Genomic DNA, 16,639 nt, shown 5'->3' on the forward strand with positions numbered 1-16,639 from the left:
GCATCCACCACCTGGAGGCGTGGAACGAGCGGCTGGCCGGGTCGGCGCGGCCCCGGGTCGCGGCCCTGTCGGAGAAGACCGGAGATTCGCAAGAATACGGAACGTACACACGTCCGACAACAGGCTGCCCGGTTCTGACTGGTTTGCGCCCTAATTAACCGCCAAATTAGGGCAAAGGGAACTCTAGCTGATCATTCCGCGCGGCCGTCACCATATTCGTGAAACCAACGGGCCAACCTGCCGCGCCGACCGACCGCCCGCAGCCGCCGCTCGGTCTCGTCCCGCACCTCGGCGGTCGCCACGATCAGCAGACTGTCGCCGACCTTGAGCCGGGTCTCCGGCCCCGGCACCGAACCGGTCCCGTCCCGCAGCAGCAGGGTAACCACCGCACCCACCGGGAGCCGCAGCTCGTCGAGGTGCACCCCGGCCAGCCGGGACCCCGGCGGGATCTCCAGCTGCAGCAGGTCGGCCCCCATCCGGTCGAGCGGCGCCGTCTCCACCACGATCTCCGCCGGCTCGGCCGGCGCGGTCACCCGCAGCCGCGCGGCCACCGGCGCCAGCGTCGAGGTCTGCACCAGTGTGAAGATCACCACGAGGACGAACACCGCGTCGAACAGCCGGGCCGCCCCCGGCGCCCCCGCCGACAGCGGGATGGTCGCCAGCACGATCGGCACCGCGCCGCGCAGCCCGGCCCAGGACAGGAACAGCCGCTCCCGTACCGCGATGCCGAACGGCAGCGTCGACACCAGCACCGACAGCGGCCGGGCCAGGAAGACCAGCGCCACCCCCGCGATGATCGCCGGCAGCAGCGCGTCGTCCAGCCGGGCCGGCGAGACCAGCAGGCCCAGCAGCACGAACAGGCCGATCTGGGCCAGCCAGGCCAGCCCGTCGGCGAAGCCGAGGATGGCCTGCCGGTGCGGCAGCCGGGCATTGCCGAGCACCACGCCGGCGACGTACACGGCGAGGAACCCCGACGAGTGCACCACGGCCGCCGCCGCGTACGCCAGCACGGTCAGCCCGACGGCCGCGATCGGATACAGCCCCGCCGCCGGCAGCGCGGCCCGGCCGAGCAGCCACTGCCCGGCCCGGCCCACCAGCAGGCCGACCGCCGCGCCCAGCCCCAGCTCGTACGTCAGCAGCAGCCCCTCCCACCACCACGGATGGGCACCGAAGCCGGTGGTGGACAGCAGCACGACCAGCAGCACGACCGGGGCGTCGTTCATCCCGGACTCGGCCTCCAGCAGGGCGACCAGCCGGCGCGGCAGGCGCAGCCGGCGCAGCGTCGCGAACACCGCCGCGGCGTCGGTCGACGACAGCACCGCGCCGTAGAGCAGGGCCAGCCGCCAGTCCAGGCCCAGCCCGACGTGGAGCACCGCGCCGACCACGACGATGCTCACCGCCACGCCGAGCGTCGCCAGCGTCGCCGCCGCGGCGAGCACCGGCCGCAGCGTGCTCCACCGCGCGGTCAGCCCACCCTCCGCGATGATCACGATGAGGGCGCAGAAGCCGAGGGTACGGGTCAGCTCGGCGTCGTCGAACCGGATGCCGAGCCCGGCCTCCCCGATCGCGACCCCGAGCGCCAGGTAGACCAGCAGGCTGGGCAGCCCGAGCCGGGTGGAGAACCGGACCGCGGCGACGGCGACGAGCAGCACGGCGGAACCGATCAGCAGCGCGAGGTCGAGGTTGCCGGTCATCGCGGCCCCGCGCCGACGGCCTCAGTCCGCGGATCCGTCGCGCAACCGGCGCAGCCGGGCGTCGAGCGCCGGGACCGGACCGTCCACCACGAACAGCTTGTCGCGGCTGGCCGCCCCGGTGCGCAGGATCACCGCCGCCGGGCGTACGTCCAGGGCGGCGGCGAGCGCCTTGCGGACCGCCTCGGTGGCCCGGCCGTCGACCGGCGGGGCGTTGACGGCGACCACCAGCGCCGGCCCGTACGGCCCCTCGTGGCAGCCGCCGACCCGGGCCCGGGACGCGCCGGGCTTGACCCGTACGGCGACGGTGAACGGTCCGGACGGGGTCGGCTCACCCGCCGTACGGCGGCCGCCGGCACTGGTCATGCCTCATTGTGCAGGTCGACCGGCCGGCGCCGCGTCCGTCGGACAGCCGAACGGTGGGCCGGCCGGGTGGCCAGCGGCGCCGGGCGTGAGCGCTGGCAGGATCCGGCGGGAGTGGCCGGTGGTCAGATCCGTCGCGGGTCAGACCCGGCGGGCGTCAGACCCGGCGGGCGTCGGCGAGCAGGGCGCTGTCGGGCTCGCACAGGCTGCACGGGGTGAAGCCGAGCTCGACCGCCTCGCCGACCGGCAGCGGTTCGCCCTCCCGGCCGAGCAGGTGGACGCAGCCGCCCAGGTGGTAGCGGGGCCGTCCGTCGACGACGAGGACCTCGCTGGACATCCGGGCGATGCGGGCCGCCTCCGCGGGCGAGACGTACTGGGCCGCCGGCTCGTCCGGCGGGTCTTCCTCGCCCGCCGGGTCGGTCGCGACCGTCTGCGCGGTCCGGTCGACCGAGGTCGACCGGTAGACGGATTCGTCGACCGGCGCCGACCGGGTGAACGGCTGGTCGGCCGGTGCCGAGCGGGGGAACTGTCCACGCGGACCGGGATCGTCGGTCGCGCTCTCCTGCGGGTAGCCGCCCGGTGTCGGCACGGCCGGCGCGATCGGCTCGGCGACCGCGACGGACGTGTCGCCCTCGGCCCAGCCCCCGGCGCCGTGTCGGGTGGCCGGCTCGGTCACCCGGGCCCCCGCCCCGCCGCGGTGGTAGTGCGGTTGGTCATCCTCGTCGCCGGCACGCGGATCCAGGTCGTCGCCGGGGCCGGCCCCCGCGCGGGCGGCGGCCGCCTGTCGGGCACCCACCACCAGCGCGACGGCGGCCAGCAGGCTCGCGGCGATCGAGCTGATCAGCAACGTGCTCGAACCGTTTGCCAGTCCGAGTACGAGCAGCGTAACGGCGACGAGGATGAGCAGCAGACTTCCGACGATCACGGCTCACCCCCGCCGCTTGAGTTGACGTTGTCCTCTGTGGTCGTGGACCCGGATCAACGACCGGCTTCGAGCGCGCCGGAGCGGCTCCCGCCGTAGGACCCGGAGATCCCCGCCGCCGCGAACCCGGAACCGTTGCCGGAACGGCCACCCACCTCGGCGCGGGTCATCTCGCCCTCGAGCTTCTGGCCGCGGCCGTCGAGGTCGCGGAGCTGGCTCTCCAGGTAGGCCTTGAGCCGGGTGCGGTATTCGCGCTCGAACTGCTTGAGCTCCTCGAGCTGCTTCTGCAGCGCGGTGCGCTTCTCCTCCAGGCCGCCCATGGCCTCCTGGTGGCGCTGCCGGGCGTCCCGCTCCAGCGCGTCGGCCTTCGCCCGCGCCTCCCGGGTCACCTCCTCGGCCTTGCCGCGGGCGTCGGACAGCAGCTTGTCGGCTTCGCGACGCGCGTCGGACACGTGGTCGTCGGCGGTCCGCTGGGCCATCATCAGCACCCGGAGGGCCTGCTGCTCGCCGTCGCCGCCCGAGACCGGGCCGCCCTGCGCGCGGATCTGCTCCAGCTCGGCCTGCATCGCACGGGCCGCCTGCTCGGCCGCCGCCTTGTCGCGCTGCACCCGGTCGAGCTGGGCCTTGGTGTCGTTGAGCTCGGCGGCGAGCCGGGGGTCGGCGCCCGGGCCGGCTGGAGCGCCGCCACGACCGCCGCGCTCCACCTGCGCGCGCAGCTCGTTGTTCTCTTCGATCAGACGGGCGAGCTCACGCTCGACCTCGTCCAGGAAGGCGTCGACCTCTTCCTCGTCGTACCCCCGTTTGCCTATCGGAGGCTTCTTGAAGGCGACGTTGTGGACGTCGGCCGGGGTCAGCGGCATCGAAACTCCTCGGGTCAGTTGCGGCCGCGTGGCTCGCTGGTTCCCAGGACGTTCACCTGAGGATCAGCGGCCTTAACACGAATTCCATCAGCACGAACAGGATAACCAGGAGCACAAGGGAGGCCAGGTCGAAGCTCACGGTACCAATTCGCAATGGTGGGATCACACGCCTCAACGCCTTGAGGGGCGGATCAGTGACGCTCCACACGGATTCCAATCCTGCGGATGCCCCCCGACCGGGCTGCCAGCGGCGGCCGTACTGGAGCACGGCGCTGAGGACGAACCTCGCCAAAAGCGTCAGAAGGAACAGGTAAACGATGAGATACAGGACTTGCAGCACGATAGACAACACGGCAGGCGGGGTCCCTCGGTCGGGTTAGCTCAGACTGAAAAACCCGCCCTCAGCGATCTTGGCCTTGTCCTCCGCGGTGACCTGGACGTTGGCCGGTGAGAGCAGGAACACCCGGTTGGTCACGCGCTCGATCGTACCGCGCAGCCCGAACGCCAGCCCGGCGGCGAAGTCCACCAGGCGGCGGGCATCCGCCTCGTCCATCTCGGTGAGGTTGATGATCACCGGTACGCCGTCGCGGAAGTGCTCGCCGATCGTGCGTGCCTCACGGTAGGTGGTCGGGTGCAGCGTGGTGATCTGGTAACGCTGCTCCTCCTCGGCCACCACAGCCCGCTCCCGCACCTGCACCTGCGGTGCCAGGGCGAGGTTGTCCCGGGTCTGGTAGGTGAGCGCGGACGACGACTCGGAGCCGCCGGCCCGGGTGATCGAGCGCACGCTGGAACGCTCCGGACGGTCGATCCGCTCGGCGCGCTCGACCCGCTCGGGCTCACCCCGGTCACGGTCGAGGTCGGCGCCGCGGCCCACGTTGCGCTCGGCGAGCCGGGCCCGCTCGCTGGCCCGCGCCCGGGGCAGGGCCGGAGGCTCGTCGCGGTCGTCCTCGTCGTCGTTGAACTCGTCGGCGTACCGGCTCTGCCGGTAGCCCGAGTCGCGGTAGCCGCCGTCGTCGTAGCCCCGCTCGTCGTCCTCCTCGACGAGGCCGAGCCAGACCCCCGCCTTGCGCAGTGCACCCATCGCCGCGCCCCTCCGTCCGCCGTGCGGCACGAGCCCCCCGTGCCGTGCCACTGTCACGCGCGTGGACACTGTGGTGTCCACTTCGGTGACCGGACCGGCTCCCCCGTGGTCCGCGGCCGCGGCGGTGTCCCCCGCCGGGCACGGAACCGTCACCACCGGTTGTCGACGGTTCACCGGCCGGTCACGACCGGATCACCGTGGAGCACCGGCCGCGTCCCCCTATCGGGAAGGCCCGTCCCCAAACAACACTGATGTAGTTTGGTGTCCGCCGTCAGGCTACCGCAGCGTGGGACGCATTCCGAGCAACGCGCTGCCGACGCGCACGTGTGTCGCGCCGTACCTGATCGCCTCTTCCAGGTCGGCGCTCATGCCCGCCGAGAGCGCGGTCGCTGTCGGATGATCGACACGGAACCGGTCCGCGATCGCGGCCAGCCGCTCGAACGCCGCCGCCGGCTGCCAGCCCAGTGGCGCCACCGCCATCAGCCCGGCCAGGCGCAGCGGACCGTCGCCGGCCACCGCGGCCGCCACCTCGTCCAGCCGCCGGTCCGCCTCGACCGCATCGGCCCCCCAGGCCGGCGCCAGCGCGCCGCCCCGGGCCGGATCGCCGTCGACGCTGACCTGCACCAGTACGTCCAGCGGCCGGTCCCGGTGCCGCCGCGCGGCGTCGGCCAGCGCCTGCGCCAGCCGGACACTGTCGACGGAGTGCACCACGTCGGCGTATCCGACCACCGACCGACACTTGTTGCGCTGGAGCTGGCCGACGAAGTGCCAGGTGACCCGCGTGCCGGCGGCGGCGACCGCCTGGGCCTTGGGGGCCGCCTCCTGGTCGCGGTTCTCCCCCACCTCGGTCACGCCGAGGCCGCCGAGCAGTTCGACGTCGGAGGCCGGGTAGGTCTTGGTGACCGCGATCAGGGTCACCTCGCCCCGGTCGCGGCCGGCCGCCGCGCAGGCGTCGGCGATCCGCGCGCGGGTCCGGGCGAGGCCCGCCGCCAGTTCGGCGCGGCGCTCCTCGCGCCCCTGGGTCGACTCGGTCATCGGGCCCGCTCAGGACCCGTTCTTGAGGAAGTCCGGCACGTCGACGTCGTCGAAGAGCACCCGGCGCGGCGGCTGGGCCGGCGGCGGGCTGACCGGCGGCGGGCTGACGGGTCCGCCGCCGGAGACCGGCTGCGCCGGCGGCGGCGTCTTGCCCGGCGCGGCGGCCGGCTTGTACGCCGGGGTGCCGCCGTCGAAGCCGGCCGCGATCACGGTCACCCGCACCTCGTCGCCGAGCGCGTCGTCGATGACCGCGCCGAAGATGATGTTGGCGTCCGGGTGGGCCGCGTCGGTCACCAGCTGCGCCGCGTCGTTGATCTCGAACAGGCCCAGGTCGGAGCCGCCGGCGATGGACAGCAGCACGCCGCGGGCACCGTCCATGCTCTGCTCCAGCAGCGGGCTGGAGATGGCCGCCTCGGCGGCCTCGACCGCGCGGTTGTCGCCCCGCGCGCTGCCGATGCCCATCAGTGCGCTGCCGGCGCCGCTCATGACGCTCTTGACGTCGGCGAAGTCGAGGTTGATCAGGCCCGGGGTGGTGATCAGGTCGGTGATGCCCTGGACACCGGAGAGCAGCACCTGGTCGGCCTGCCGGAAGGCGTCCATCATGCTGATCCCCCGGTCGCCGAGGGCGAGCAGCCGGTCGTTGGGGATCACGATGAGCGTGTCGCACTGGTTGCGCAGCTCGTCGATCCCCGCCTCGGCCTGCACCTGGCGGCGCTTGCCCTCGAACGAGAACGGCCGGGTGACGACACCGATGGTCAGCGCGCCGAGCTTGCGGGCGATGTTGGCGACCACCGGCGCCCCGCCGGTGCCGGTGCCGCCGCCCTCGCCGCAGGTCACGAAGACCATGTCGGCGCCCTTGAGCACCTCTTCGATCTCGTCGCGGTGGTCCTCGGCGGCGTTCTTGCCGACGTCGGGGTTGGCGCCCGCACCGAGCCCGCGGGTCAGTTCCCGGCCCACGTCGAGCTTGACGTCGGCGTCGCTCATCAGCAGCGCCTGGGCGTCTGTGTTGATGGCGATGAACTCGACGCCCTTGAGGCCGACCTCGATCATCCGGTTGACGGCGTTCACACCGCCGCCACCGATGCCGACGACCTTGATGACCGCCAGGTAGTTGTGCGGAGGAGTCATCGGGCGACCTTTCCCTTCGAGGTGGGCGGCTGCCGACCGTGTGCGGCCCGGCCAGACCGCGATCGACATCCACTCGGTACGACAAGGGTCAGGGGGTGAACCCTAACCCTCTACTAGAGGCTTACAGTTATGTCAACTACTGATCCTCACCGGCAACGTAGGCGGACGCGCGGCCGCAACCAAGGACCTGCGCGGCGTGTCGCCAAGGTGTGAGTCGGATATCGGACCAGCGGCTCAGCGGATCGTGACCACGTCGGGCGCGCTGACGTCGATCATGTCACCCTCGCGGGCGAGCAGTGCGGTCGCCACCTCGGCCTTCGTCGCGCTGTCCGTGGCGTCGCCCCACACCACCTCACGCTCCTCCGCCAGCAGCAACCGGATCCGCGCCGGACTGTCCACCACCACCTCGACCAGCTCCCGCCGCAGGTCGTCGGTCAGCGCGGTCAGCACCGTCAGCGCCCCCCGGGTGCCCAGGTCGTCGGGTCCCGGCTCGGCCACCCGCACCAGCGGCAGCCCGTCCGGCCGCTGCGGCAGCTCACGGAAGACCACACCGGACGCGTCCACCACCACGAACGCCTCACCGCGTGGCACCACCGCGACCGGCGTACGTTCCACCACGTCGACCACCACCGTGTTCGGAAAGTCCCGCGACACCGCGACCCGCTCCACCTGCGCCAGCCCACCGACCCGGCGCTCCACCGCCCCGGTGTCCAGGCCGGCCAGCGGCGCCCCGGACCGGACCGCCGCCGTGGCGCGTACCTGGTCGGGGGTCAGCAGATCCGTCCCGTTGACGCGCACGTCGCGTACCCCGAACACGGCGGTGCCGTAGACCACCCAGGCCGCCAGACCGACCAGGGCCAGCAGCGCACCGGCGACCGCCCACGGCAGCGCCGCCCGCAGCCGGCGCTGGCGGGCCCGGCGCATGAACCGCCGTACCGACGGCGGCACGGCGTCGCTGCCGGCACGCACCAGCCGCCACCGCCGGGTGGGCTCACCGTGGCGGTCGCGCCCGCCGGCCGCCGGGCCGCCGGGCCGCCCGCGGCCGGCCCCGGCGGTCATCCCGCGCCGGGGGTCGGGGCGTCCGGGGCGGGCCGGGCCAGCGCGTCGAGCAGTTCGTCGCCCATCAGGGAGATCGGCGGGGCGCCCATGGTGACCACCAGGTCACCGGCGCGGGCCCGGCGGGTCACCTCGGCCGGCACCTCCTCCCAGGACGGCACGAACACCTTCCGCGCGTCGGGCAGGTCGACCGCGGCGGTCAGCGCCACGCCACCCTCCCCCGGCTCGCGGACCTCGCCCGGACCGAACACCTCCAGGACGATCACCTCGTCGGCCAGCGACAGCGCGGCGGCCAGCTCGGCCTGCAGGTCACGGGTGCGGTAGACCCGGTAGGGCTGGAACACCACGAGCAGCCGGCCGCCGGCGGCGACCTCGCGCAGGGTGCGCAGCGCCGCGGTCATCGAGATCGGGTGGTACGCGTACTCGTCGTAGACCTGGACGCCGCCGGCCACCCCCTTGCGCTCGAACCGCCGGCGTACCCCGGGGAAGGTCGCGAGCGCCTCGACGGCCGCGTTCAGCGGCACGCCCAGCTTGCGGGCGGTGAGCAGGGCGGCGGCGCTGTTGAGGCCCATGTGGTGGCCGGGCACCGGCAGCCGGATCTCGCCCAGCGACACGCCGTCGAGATGGGCGAAGTAGCGCACCCCCTGCACCGACGAGACGACCTCGGTCAGCCGCAGGTCGGCGTCGGCGGCGGTGCCGTACGTGAACACCCGCCGGCCGCGCGCCCGCAGCGTCGCGACCAGCCGCTGCGCCCCCGGATCGTCGGCGCAGCTCACCACGAACCCGTCCGGGTCGGTCAGCTCGGCGTACTCGACGAACGCCGCCTCCAGCCCGGCGAGGTCGCCGTACGTGTTGAGGTGGTCGGCGTCGACGTTGGTGATGATCGAGACGTACGGCCGGTAGCGCAGGAACGAGCGGTCGCTCTCGTCGGCCTCGGCGACGAAGTACCGGCCGGTGCCGTGGTGGGCGTTCGACCCCACCTCGGAGATCTCCCCGCCGATCACGAACGACGGATCCTCGCCGGCGTGCTGCAGGATCAGCGTCATCATCGACGTGGTCGTGGTCTTGCCGTGCGTGCCGGCGACCGCGACCGTACGCCGGCCGGTCATCGTCGCCGCCAGCGCCTCCGAGCGGTGCAGCACCCGCAGGCCGCGCCGGCGGGCCTCGACGAGTTCGAGGTGGTCCTGCGGGATCGCCGTCGAGTAGACGACCGTGTCGACGCCGTCGAGGTTGGACTCGACGTGGCTCATGTGGATCGTGCCGCCCAGGGCCCGCAGCCCGGCCAGCGCCGGCCACTCGCGCAACTCGCTGCCGGACACCACCATGCCACGGGTGAGCAGCAGGCGGGCCAGCCCGCTCATGCCGACGCCACCGACCCCGATCAGGTGGATGGCGCCCAGATCCTCGGCGGCCAACGTGCCGGTCACACCGGCCTGTGCGATGTTCACAGCCGAACCCTCCCGTGTCGCGGCGCCCCGTCCGTCGGGCCACCGCCCCGTGTGACGGGGCCCATCGGGCCACCGCCCTGTGTAACGAGCCTCATCGGGCCACTGCCTCGTAAACGAAGTCGAGCAGTGCCTCGTCACCGTCGCGGCGCCCGTACGCCGCCGCCGCCGTGCCCATCGCGGCGAGCCGGCGCGGGTCGCGCAGCAACGGCAGCAGGTTGCTCTCGATCCAGCCGGGGCTCAGCTCGGCGTCGTCGACGATGAGACCGCCGCCCGCCTCGACGACCGGCAGCGCGTTGCGCTTCTGCTCCTGGTTGCTGTGCGGGTAGGGCACGTAGACCGCGGGCAGCCCGATCGCGGCCACCTCGGCGCAGGTCATCGCCCCGCCGCGGCACAGCATCAGGTCGGCGGCGGCGTAGCCCAGCTCCATCTGCGAAAGGTACGGCAGCGTCACGTACGGCACCGGCAGATCGGTCGGCACCGACACCGGCTCGTTACGGGCGCCGATCACGTGCAGCACCTGCACCCCGTGCCGGGCCAGTTCCTTCGCCGCCCCGGCGACGGCCAGGTTGATCGAGCGGGCGCCCTGCGAACCGCCGGACACGAAGACGACCGGCAGGTCGGGCCGCAGCCCGAAGTGCGCCCGGGCGGCGGCCTGCTGGGACCACCGGTCCAGGCCGGTGATGCCGCGCCGCAGCGGCACCCCGACGACGCGGGCGTTACGCAGCGACTCGGCCTGCGCCGGCTGGTGCGGGAAGCCGACCGCGATGTGCTTGGTGAACTTCATGCCGAGCCGGTTGGCGACCCCCGGCGGCACGTTGACCTCGTGGATGACGATCGGCAGCTCGCGCCGCCAGGCGGCCAGGTAGGCCGGGACCGAGACGTACCCGCCGAAGCCGACGACCACGTCGGCCCGGACCTCCTCGATCACCTTGCCCGCCGCGCGGGCCGCCTTGTACATGCGGTCCGGGGTCCGCATCAGGTTCACGTTGATCGACCGGGGCAGCTGGTAGGCCGGGATCTGCCGCAGGTCGTAGCCGGCCGGCGGGATCAGCTCGTTCTCCAGGCCCTTGGGTGTGCCGACGCAGGTGATCCGGACGTTGGGGTCGTGTCGGCGCAGGCAGTCGGCGAAGGCCAGCAACGGGTAGATGTGTCCCCCGGTGCCACCTCCGGCGAGCACGACCGACCGAAGCTGACCCATCAACGTCTCCTCTCGCTGCCCGAACCGGCGCGCGGCCGCGCCGTGCCGCCCTGCTTAGGCCGGGCGTCGCCGTCGCGCCGCTTCGTGGCGCCCGGATCGGCGCCCCGCCTGGCACCGGAACCGGTGCTCCGGGCGGTGGGCGCGGACGATCGGTCCGCGCGGCGCCCGGCGGGAAGCGGCGGCAACGGGGCCCAGAGTAGTCGTACCCATCGGGCCGGCGGTCGGGCATGCAGAGCTCTGGCGGCGTCGGGTTCGGCGCGGGCGAACGACGCCAGCATGCCGACCGCGGCCAGCGTCACCAGCAGGGCGCTGCCACCGCGGGAGATGAACGGCAGCGGCACGCCGGTGAGCGGGATGAGGCCGACCACGCCACCGATGTTGATCAGCGCCTGGCTGACCAGCCAGGTGGTCGCCGACGCCGCGGCCAGCCGCCGGAAGTCCCCCTCGACCCGGCGGGCGATCCGCATCCCGCTGTACGCGAGCACGCCGAACAGGGCGAGCACGACGAAGCAGCCGACCACGCCCAGCTCGTTGGCGAGAATGGCGAAGATGAAGTCGTTGTCGGCGGCCGGCAACCAGTCCCACTTCAGGCTGCCCTTGCCCAGGCCGACCCCGAACCAGCCGCCGGTGTCGAGGGCGTTGCGGGACTGGATCATCTGGTAGCACAGGTCGAGCTTGCAGTCGTCGGGCGGGTTGAAGAACAACGTGAGCCGGTCGAGCCGGTAGTTGCCGCCTTCGCCGCCCTGCGACGCCGCCGCGATCAGCAGGCCCACGCCGGCCAGGCCGAGCACCGACAGCGTGGCGAAGATCCGCAGCCGTACGCCGGCCGCCCACAGCAGGCCGACCACCACGGCGAGCAGGCACAGCATGGTGCCGAGGTCGTTGTAGCCGACCAGCACGAACAGCAGGCCGACCACCGGGAAGAGCGGCATGGCCAGTTCCCGCCACCAGCCCAGGGCCGCCCCCTTGCGGGCGATCACGTCGGAGCCCCACAGCACCATGCCGAACTTCGCCACCTCGGAGGGCTGCAGCCCGACCGGCCCGATGAAGAGCCAGAGCCGGTCGGCCTCCAGCGGTCCCAGGACGGAATCCTTGAGCAGCCCCAGCGCGGCGAGGGCCAGCAGCGCGTCGAGGATGACCAGCAGGGTCAGCGCCACACCGAGCACCGGGATCGCCAGGGCCTGGAACGTACGCGCCGGCAGCCGCTGGCACACCCAGAAGGCGACCAGGCCGATCAGCGCGAACACGGCCTGGTTGGCGAACGTGGCGGTGGCGCTGCCCTCGTCGGCGAACGCCCTGACGCTGGTCGCCGAGTAGACCATGGTCAGGCCGATGATCAGCAGCAGTCCGGCGCTGGACAGCAGCAGGTAGTAGGAGGCGAGCGGCCGGGCGAGCAGGCCGCGCAGGGCGGCGAGCCCGCCGGAGAGGTCGACGCCGCGCCCCGGTGGCCCGGCGGGCGGTCCGGCCCGCCGGGGTCCGCCGGCCGGTTGCCCGGCGCGCTCCGGCCCGGCGGCCGACTGTCCGGCCCCCGGCGACCCGCCGGGTTGCCCGGCCCGTTGCGGGCCGGTCCGGTCGACGGCCGGCACCGCCTCGTCGCCGTCCGGCGGACGCTCTCCCGTCATCGCCCGGCCCTCCCGTCCTGCCGCATCGCCTCATCATGGGCGTTCGCCGACGCCCGGCGGCGTTGCCGCCGGCCGGGCGTGTCGGGGCGAATCGCCCATCGTGACCGGTCAGCCCATGGCGGTCAGGAAATCGCTATAGAACAGGCCGAGCGCGATCGCGACCCCGATCCCGGCGATGATCCAGAAGCGGACCACGATGTTGACCTCGCTCCAGCCGGCCAGCTCGAAGTGGTGCTGCAGCGGCGACATCCGGAAGACGCGCTTGCCGGTGGTGCGGAACGAGATGATCTGGATGACGACCGACATCGTGATGATCACGAAGAGCCCGCCGATGATCGGCAGCAGCAGCACGGTACGGGTGGACATCGCCATGCCGGCGATGAGCCCGCCGAGCCCGAGCGCCCCGGTGTCGCCCATGAAGATCCGCGCCGGCGAGGTGTTCCACCACAGGAAGCCCACACACGCCCCGGCGGCCGCGCCGGCGATCAGCGCGATCTCCAGCGGGTCGCGTACGGCGTAGCAGTAGATGTCCTCGCGGGTCACGTAGTTGGGGTCGGCGCACCAGTGCCGGTACTGCCAGAAGGCGATGAACGCGTACGCCCCGAGCACCATCACCGACGCGCCGGTGGCCAGGCCGTCGAGGCCGTCGGTCAGGTTCACGCCGTTGGTCGCCGCCATCACCACGAAGATGAAGATGATGACCGAGGCGACCTTGCCGACGTCGAGGAAATCGATGTCGCGGACGAACGACAGCGTCGTGCTGCCGACGGTCTCCCCGTTGGTACTGGGGAAGTAGAGGGCGATGACGCCGAAGACGGCGCCGACCAGCATCTGCCCGATCAGCTTGCCGCGCTTGTTGAGGCCCAGGCTGTTGCGCTTGCGGACCTTGAGGAAGTCGTCGAGGAACCCGACCGCGCCGGAGAAGACCAGCAGGCCGAGCAGCACCAGCGCGGTGATGGTCGGGCCGACCTGGAAGATCTGCTGGTCCGGCAGGGTGGTCAGGGCGAGGTGCCCGGCCACGTACGCGATGACGGTGGCCACGATGAAGGCCACGCCGCCCATCGTCGGCGTGCCCTTCTTGCCCAGGTGCATCTGCGGGCCGTCGGAGCGGATCGGCTGCCCGGCCTTCAACCGGGTGAACACCTTGATCGCGACAGGGGTGATGAACAGCGAGACCAGGAACGCCACGCCGATCGCGACGATGACCGCCCTCACGCCGCGGCTCCGCCGGTCGCACGCAGCGCGTCGACCACGTCCCAGGTCTGGTAACGCGAACCCTTCACCAGGACGACGTCACCGGCGCGCAACTCGTCACGCAACCGCCCGACCGCCGTTTCCTGATCGGCCACCAGCACCGACTCTCCTCCCCATCTCGGATCAGCCGTCGCCGCCTCGTGGATCGGGGCGGCAGCCGCGCCGACCACGTAGAGGCGGTCCACCTCCAGCTCGGCCACCAGCCGGCCGACCTGTTCGTGCCCGGAACGCTCCTGTTCGCCCAGCTCGGCCATGTAGCCGAGCACGGCGACGGTGCGCCGGTCCTTGCCCATCGCGGCCAGCGCGCGCAGCGCGGCCGCCGTCGAAGCCGGGTTGGCGTTGTACGAGTCGTCGACGACGGTGACGCCGTCGGGCCGGTCGAACACGTCCATCCGGCGGGTGGAGACCAGCCGCAGCTCGCCCAGTGCCGCCGCGAGTTCGGCGTCGGGCAGCCCGGCCTCGCGGGCGACCGCCGCGGCGGCCAGGGAGTTGCCGACCTGGTGCCGGCCGCTGAGCCCGAGCCGGACCGGGTGCCGTCCGTCCGGGGTCACCAGCGTGTACGACGCCCGGCCCCGCTCGTCCAGCTGCACGTCCTCGGCGCGTACGTCGGCGTCGGCCGCCTCGCCGACGAGCACCACCCGGGCCGCCGTACGGGTGGCCATGGCTCTGACCAGCGGGTCGTCGGCGTTGAGCACGGCCACCCCGTCGACGGGGAGCGCCTCGACGAGTTCGCCCTTCGCGGTCGCGATCCCCTCGACCGAGCCGAACTCGCCGATGTGCGCCACCCCGACGTTGACCACGACGCCGATCGTCGGCGGGGCGATCCGGCACAGGTAGCTGATGTGTCCGGGGCCGCGGGCGCCCTTTTCCAGCACCAGGAACCGGGTCTGCGGGCCGGCGCGCAGCACGGTGTGCGGGTGCCCCAGCTCGTTGTTGAGGGAACCGGGCGGCGCGACGGTGGGACCGACCCGGGCCAGCAGCTGGCCGATCAGGTCCTTGGTCGACGTCTTGCCGGAGGAACCGGTCACCCCGACCACGGTCAGGTCGGGCAGCCGGCGTACCGAGACCCGGGCCAGCGCGGCGATCGCCGCCAGCGGATCGTCCACCACGACCATCGGTACGCCGGGCACCTCGCGGCTGCCGAGCACGCCGGCCGCGCCGGCCTCGACCGCCCGCGCCGCGTAGTCGTGGCCGTCGACCTTCTCCCCGACGAACGCGACGAACAGGCCGCCCGGCCCGATCTTGCGGGAGTCGTATTCGACGGTGCCGGTGACCGTCGCGGTTCCGTCGGTGCCGGCCAGCCGGCCGTCGACGGCCCCGGCCACCTCGGCGAGCGTCAGCGGGATCATCGCTGCCCCACCAGGTGCCCGAACCGCGCGGCGAGCGCGGCGCCCAACTCGACCCGGTCGTCGAAGGGGTGGGTGACCCCGGCGACCTCCTGGCCGCGCTCGTGGCCCTTGCCGAGCAGCGCGACCACGTCGCCCGGCCCGGCCAGCCGGACGGCCTCGTCGATCGCGGCCCGGCGACCGGCCACCTCCACGATCCGGGCGGTGGAGCCGGCGTCGGCGGCGCCACGCAGCACCTCGGCGCGGATCGCGGCCGGGTCCTCCGAGCGCGGGTTGTCGTCGGTGACCAGGACCAGGTCGGCGCCGCGCGCGGCGGCCGCGCCCATCACCGGGCGTTTGGCCCGGTCCCGGTCGCCGCCGGCACCGATCAGGCAGATCAGCCGGCCCTGTCCGGCGCCGACCAGGTCGCGCAGCGCGGCCAGGACGGCCACGATCGCGTCCGGCTTGTGTGCGTAGTCGACCACGCCACGCACCGGCCCCGGCGCGTCGACCAGTTCCAGCCGGCCGGGCACCCCACGGCAGGCGGCGACCCCGGCGGCGGCCGTCACCGGGTCGACGCCGACGGCGACCAGGGCCGCGATGGCGAGCAGTGCGTTGGCGACGTTGTGCCGGCCGGGCAGCGCCACGCCGGCCTCGACGGCGACCCCGCCGGGGCCGTGGGCGACGAACCGCTGCTCGTAGCCGCTGCCCCCGATGTCGGTCGCCCGCCAGGTCGCGGCCGGGTCACCGGCGGCGGAGTACGTCACCGTGTCCGGCTTGTGCAGCGGCAGCAGTGCCGGGTCGTCGAGGTTGAGCACCTCGACCCCGCACCGGCCGTCGAAGAGCTGCGCCTTGGCCGCGAAATAGTCGGCGGAGTCGGCGTGGAAGTCCAGGTGGTCCTGCCCGAAGTTGGTGTAGCCGCCGACGTCGAACCGGACCCCGCCGACCCGGCCCATCGCCAGCGCGTGGCTGGACACCTCCATGACCAGGGCGGTCACGCCGCGCTCGCGGGCGGCGGCGAGCATCGCGTGCAGGTCGGTGGCCTCCGGCGTGGTGCGGACGCTGTCCACGGTCAGCTCGCCGAGCCGGGTCTCGACGGTGCCGATCAGGCCGGTGACGTGCCCGGCGGCCCGCAGCCCCGACTCGACCAGGTAGGCGGTCGAGGTCTTGCCGGCGGTGCCGGTGACGCCGATGACGAGCAGGTCGCCGGTGGGATCGCCGTACACGGCCGAGGCGACCGTGCCGAGCACCGCCCGCGGGTCGTCGACGACCAGCGCCGGCAGGCCGGCGGCCGCGGCGGCCGGGGCGCCGGCCGGATCGGTGAGTACGGCGACCGCGCCGGCCGCCGCCGCGGCGGGCACGAACTCGGCGCCGTGCCGGCGGGCGCCCGGCAGGGCGGCGTAGAGGTCGCCGGGCAGCACGTCGCCGCTGGCGTGCGTCACCCCGGTGACGGTCAGCGCCACGGCGCCGTCCGGGGGTGTGACGCCGAGCAGCGCGGCGAGGCCGGCCAGCCGGTGGGGAGCGACGGTGTGAGGACGCGGATTGCCGGGCACGGCGGTAGACCCTACCCCGTCCGGTTGACGGGGCGGCACAGCCGGCCCGGTGGTTCGTGGAGTCACCCGGGCCCTCCTTCGGCGCTGTGGGGCGCGTGGGAGC

The 16,639-nt window shown here is 73.4% G+C and carries 15 protein-coding genes; all 15 read right to left on the bottom strand.

What is annotated here, in order from left to right:
* Positions 1–191: 191 nt before the first annotated feature.
* Positions 192–1,694, bottom strand: a complete 1,503-nt coding sequence (locus AB0I42_RS14575; RefSeq protein ID WP_357537512.1) for a potassium/proton antiporter — start codon at positions 1,692–1,694, stop codon at positions 192–194.
* A 21-nt stretch (positions 1,695–1,715) separates the two neighbouring features.
* Positions 1,716–2,057: a DUF167 domain-containing protein gene (locus tag AB0I42_RS14580; protein WP_357537514.1), complete on the bottom strand. Its 342-nt coding sequence runs from the start codon at positions 2,055–2,057 to the stop codon at positions 1,716–1,718.
* Between the two features lie 154 nt (positions 2,058–2,211).
* Positions 2,212–2,730 (bottom strand): hypothetical protein, encoded by a 519-nt coding sequence (locus AB0I42_RS14585; protein ID WP_357537815.1) that lies wholly within the window; start codon positions 2,728–2,730, stop codon positions 2,212–2,214.
* A gap of 302 nt (positions 2,731–3,032) precedes the next feature.
* Positions 3,033–3,836 carry a DivIVA domain-containing protein gene (locus AB0I42_RS14590; RefSeq protein WP_357537516.1) on the bottom strand — a complete coding sequence of 268 codons (804 nt, stop codon included), beginning with the start codon at positions 3,834–3,836 and terminating at the stop codon, positions 3,033–3,035.
* A 52-nt stretch (positions 3,837–3,888) separates the two neighbouring features.
* A complete protein-coding gene (locus tag AB0I42_RS14595) occupies positions 3,889–4,188 on the bottom strand; it encodes a YggT family protein (RefSeq protein WP_357537518.1) in 300 nt (99 codons plus the stop codon).
* A 24-nt stretch (positions 4,189–4,212) separates the two neighbouring features.
* On the bottom strand, positions 4,213–4,917 hold the full coding sequence (gene sepF, locus AB0I42_RS14600; protein WP_357537520.1) for a cell division protein SepF: 705 nt from the start codon (positions 4,915–4,917) through the stop codon (positions 4,213–4,215).
* A 276-nt stretch (positions 4,918–5,193) separates the two neighbouring features.
* Positions 5,194–5,952, bottom strand: coding sequence for a YggS family pyridoxal phosphate-dependent enzyme (locus AB0I42_RS14605; protein WP_357537522.1), 759 nt, complete (start codon positions 5,950–5,952; stop codon positions 5,194–5,196).
* 9 nt (positions 5,953–5,961) lie between these two features.
* Positions 5,962–7,080: a cell division protein FtsZ gene (gene ftsZ, locus AB0I42_RS14610; protein WP_357537523.1), complete on the bottom strand. Its 1,119-nt coding sequence runs from the start codon at positions 7,078–7,080 to the stop codon at positions 5,962–5,964.
* A gap of 234 nt (positions 7,081–7,314) precedes the next feature.
* Complete coding sequence (locus AB0I42_RS14615; protein ID WP_357537525.1) at positions 7,315–8,139, bottom strand: FtsQ-type POTRA domain-containing protein; 825 nt, start codon at positions 8,137–8,139, stop codon at positions 7,315–7,317.
* Positions 8,136–9,584 (bottom strand): UDP-N-acetylmuramate--L-alanine ligase, encoded by a 1,449-nt coding sequence (gene murC / locus AB0I42_RS14620; protein WP_357537527.1) that lies wholly within the window; start codon positions 9,582–9,584, stop codon positions 8,136–8,138. Before murC ends, AB0I42_RS14615 begins: the two co-directional genes overlap by 4 nt.
* 91 nt (positions 9,585–9,675) lie before the next feature.
* Positions 9,676–10,782: an undecaprenyldiphospho-muramoylpentapeptide beta-N-acetylglucosaminyltransferase gene (murG, locus tag AB0I42_RS14625; protein ID WP_357537529.1), complete on the bottom strand. Its 1,107-nt coding sequence runs from the start codon at positions 10,780–10,782 to the stop codon at positions 9,676–9,678.
* Entirely contained in the window at positions 10,782–12,404 is a 1,623-nt protein-coding gene (locus AB0I42_RS14630; RefSeq protein WP_357537531.1) for a putative peptidoglycan glycosyltransferase FtsW, read from the bottom strand. The genes murG and AB0I42_RS14630 overlap by 1 nt, the downstream gene beginning before the upstream one ends.
* Before the next feature lie 108 nt (positions 12,405–12,512).
* Positions 12,513–13,619 (bottom strand): phospho-N-acetylmuramoyl-pentapeptide-transferase, encoded by a 1,107-nt coding sequence (gene mraY, locus AB0I42_RS14635; protein WP_212820989.1) that lies wholly within the window; start codon positions 13,617–13,619, stop codon positions 12,513–12,515.
* Positions 13,616–15,007 (bottom strand): UDP-N-acetylmuramoyl-tripeptide--D-alanyl-D-alanine ligase, encoded by a 1,392-nt coding sequence (gene murF, locus AB0I42_RS14640; protein WP_357537533.1) that lies wholly within the window; start codon positions 15,005–15,007, stop codon positions 13,616–13,618. Before murF ends, mraY begins: the two co-directional genes overlap by 4 nt.
* Positions 15,004–16,536 (bottom strand): UDP-N-acetylmuramoyl-L-alanyl-D-glutamate--2,6-diaminopimelate ligase, encoded by a 1,533-nt coding sequence (locus AB0I42_RS14645; RefSeq protein ID WP_357537535.1) that lies wholly within the window; start codon positions 16,534–16,536, stop codon positions 15,004–15,006. The genes murF and AB0I42_RS14645 overlap by 4 nt, the downstream gene beginning before the upstream one ends.
* Positions 16,537–16,639: the final 103 nt, after the last annotated feature.

Origin of the sequence: Polymorphospora sp. NPDC050346 (assembly GCF_040655695.1) — a bacterium.
Taxonomy (GTDB): Bacteria; Actinomycetota; Actinomycetes; order Mycobacteriales; family Micromonosporaceae; genus Polymorphospora; species Polymorphospora lycopeni.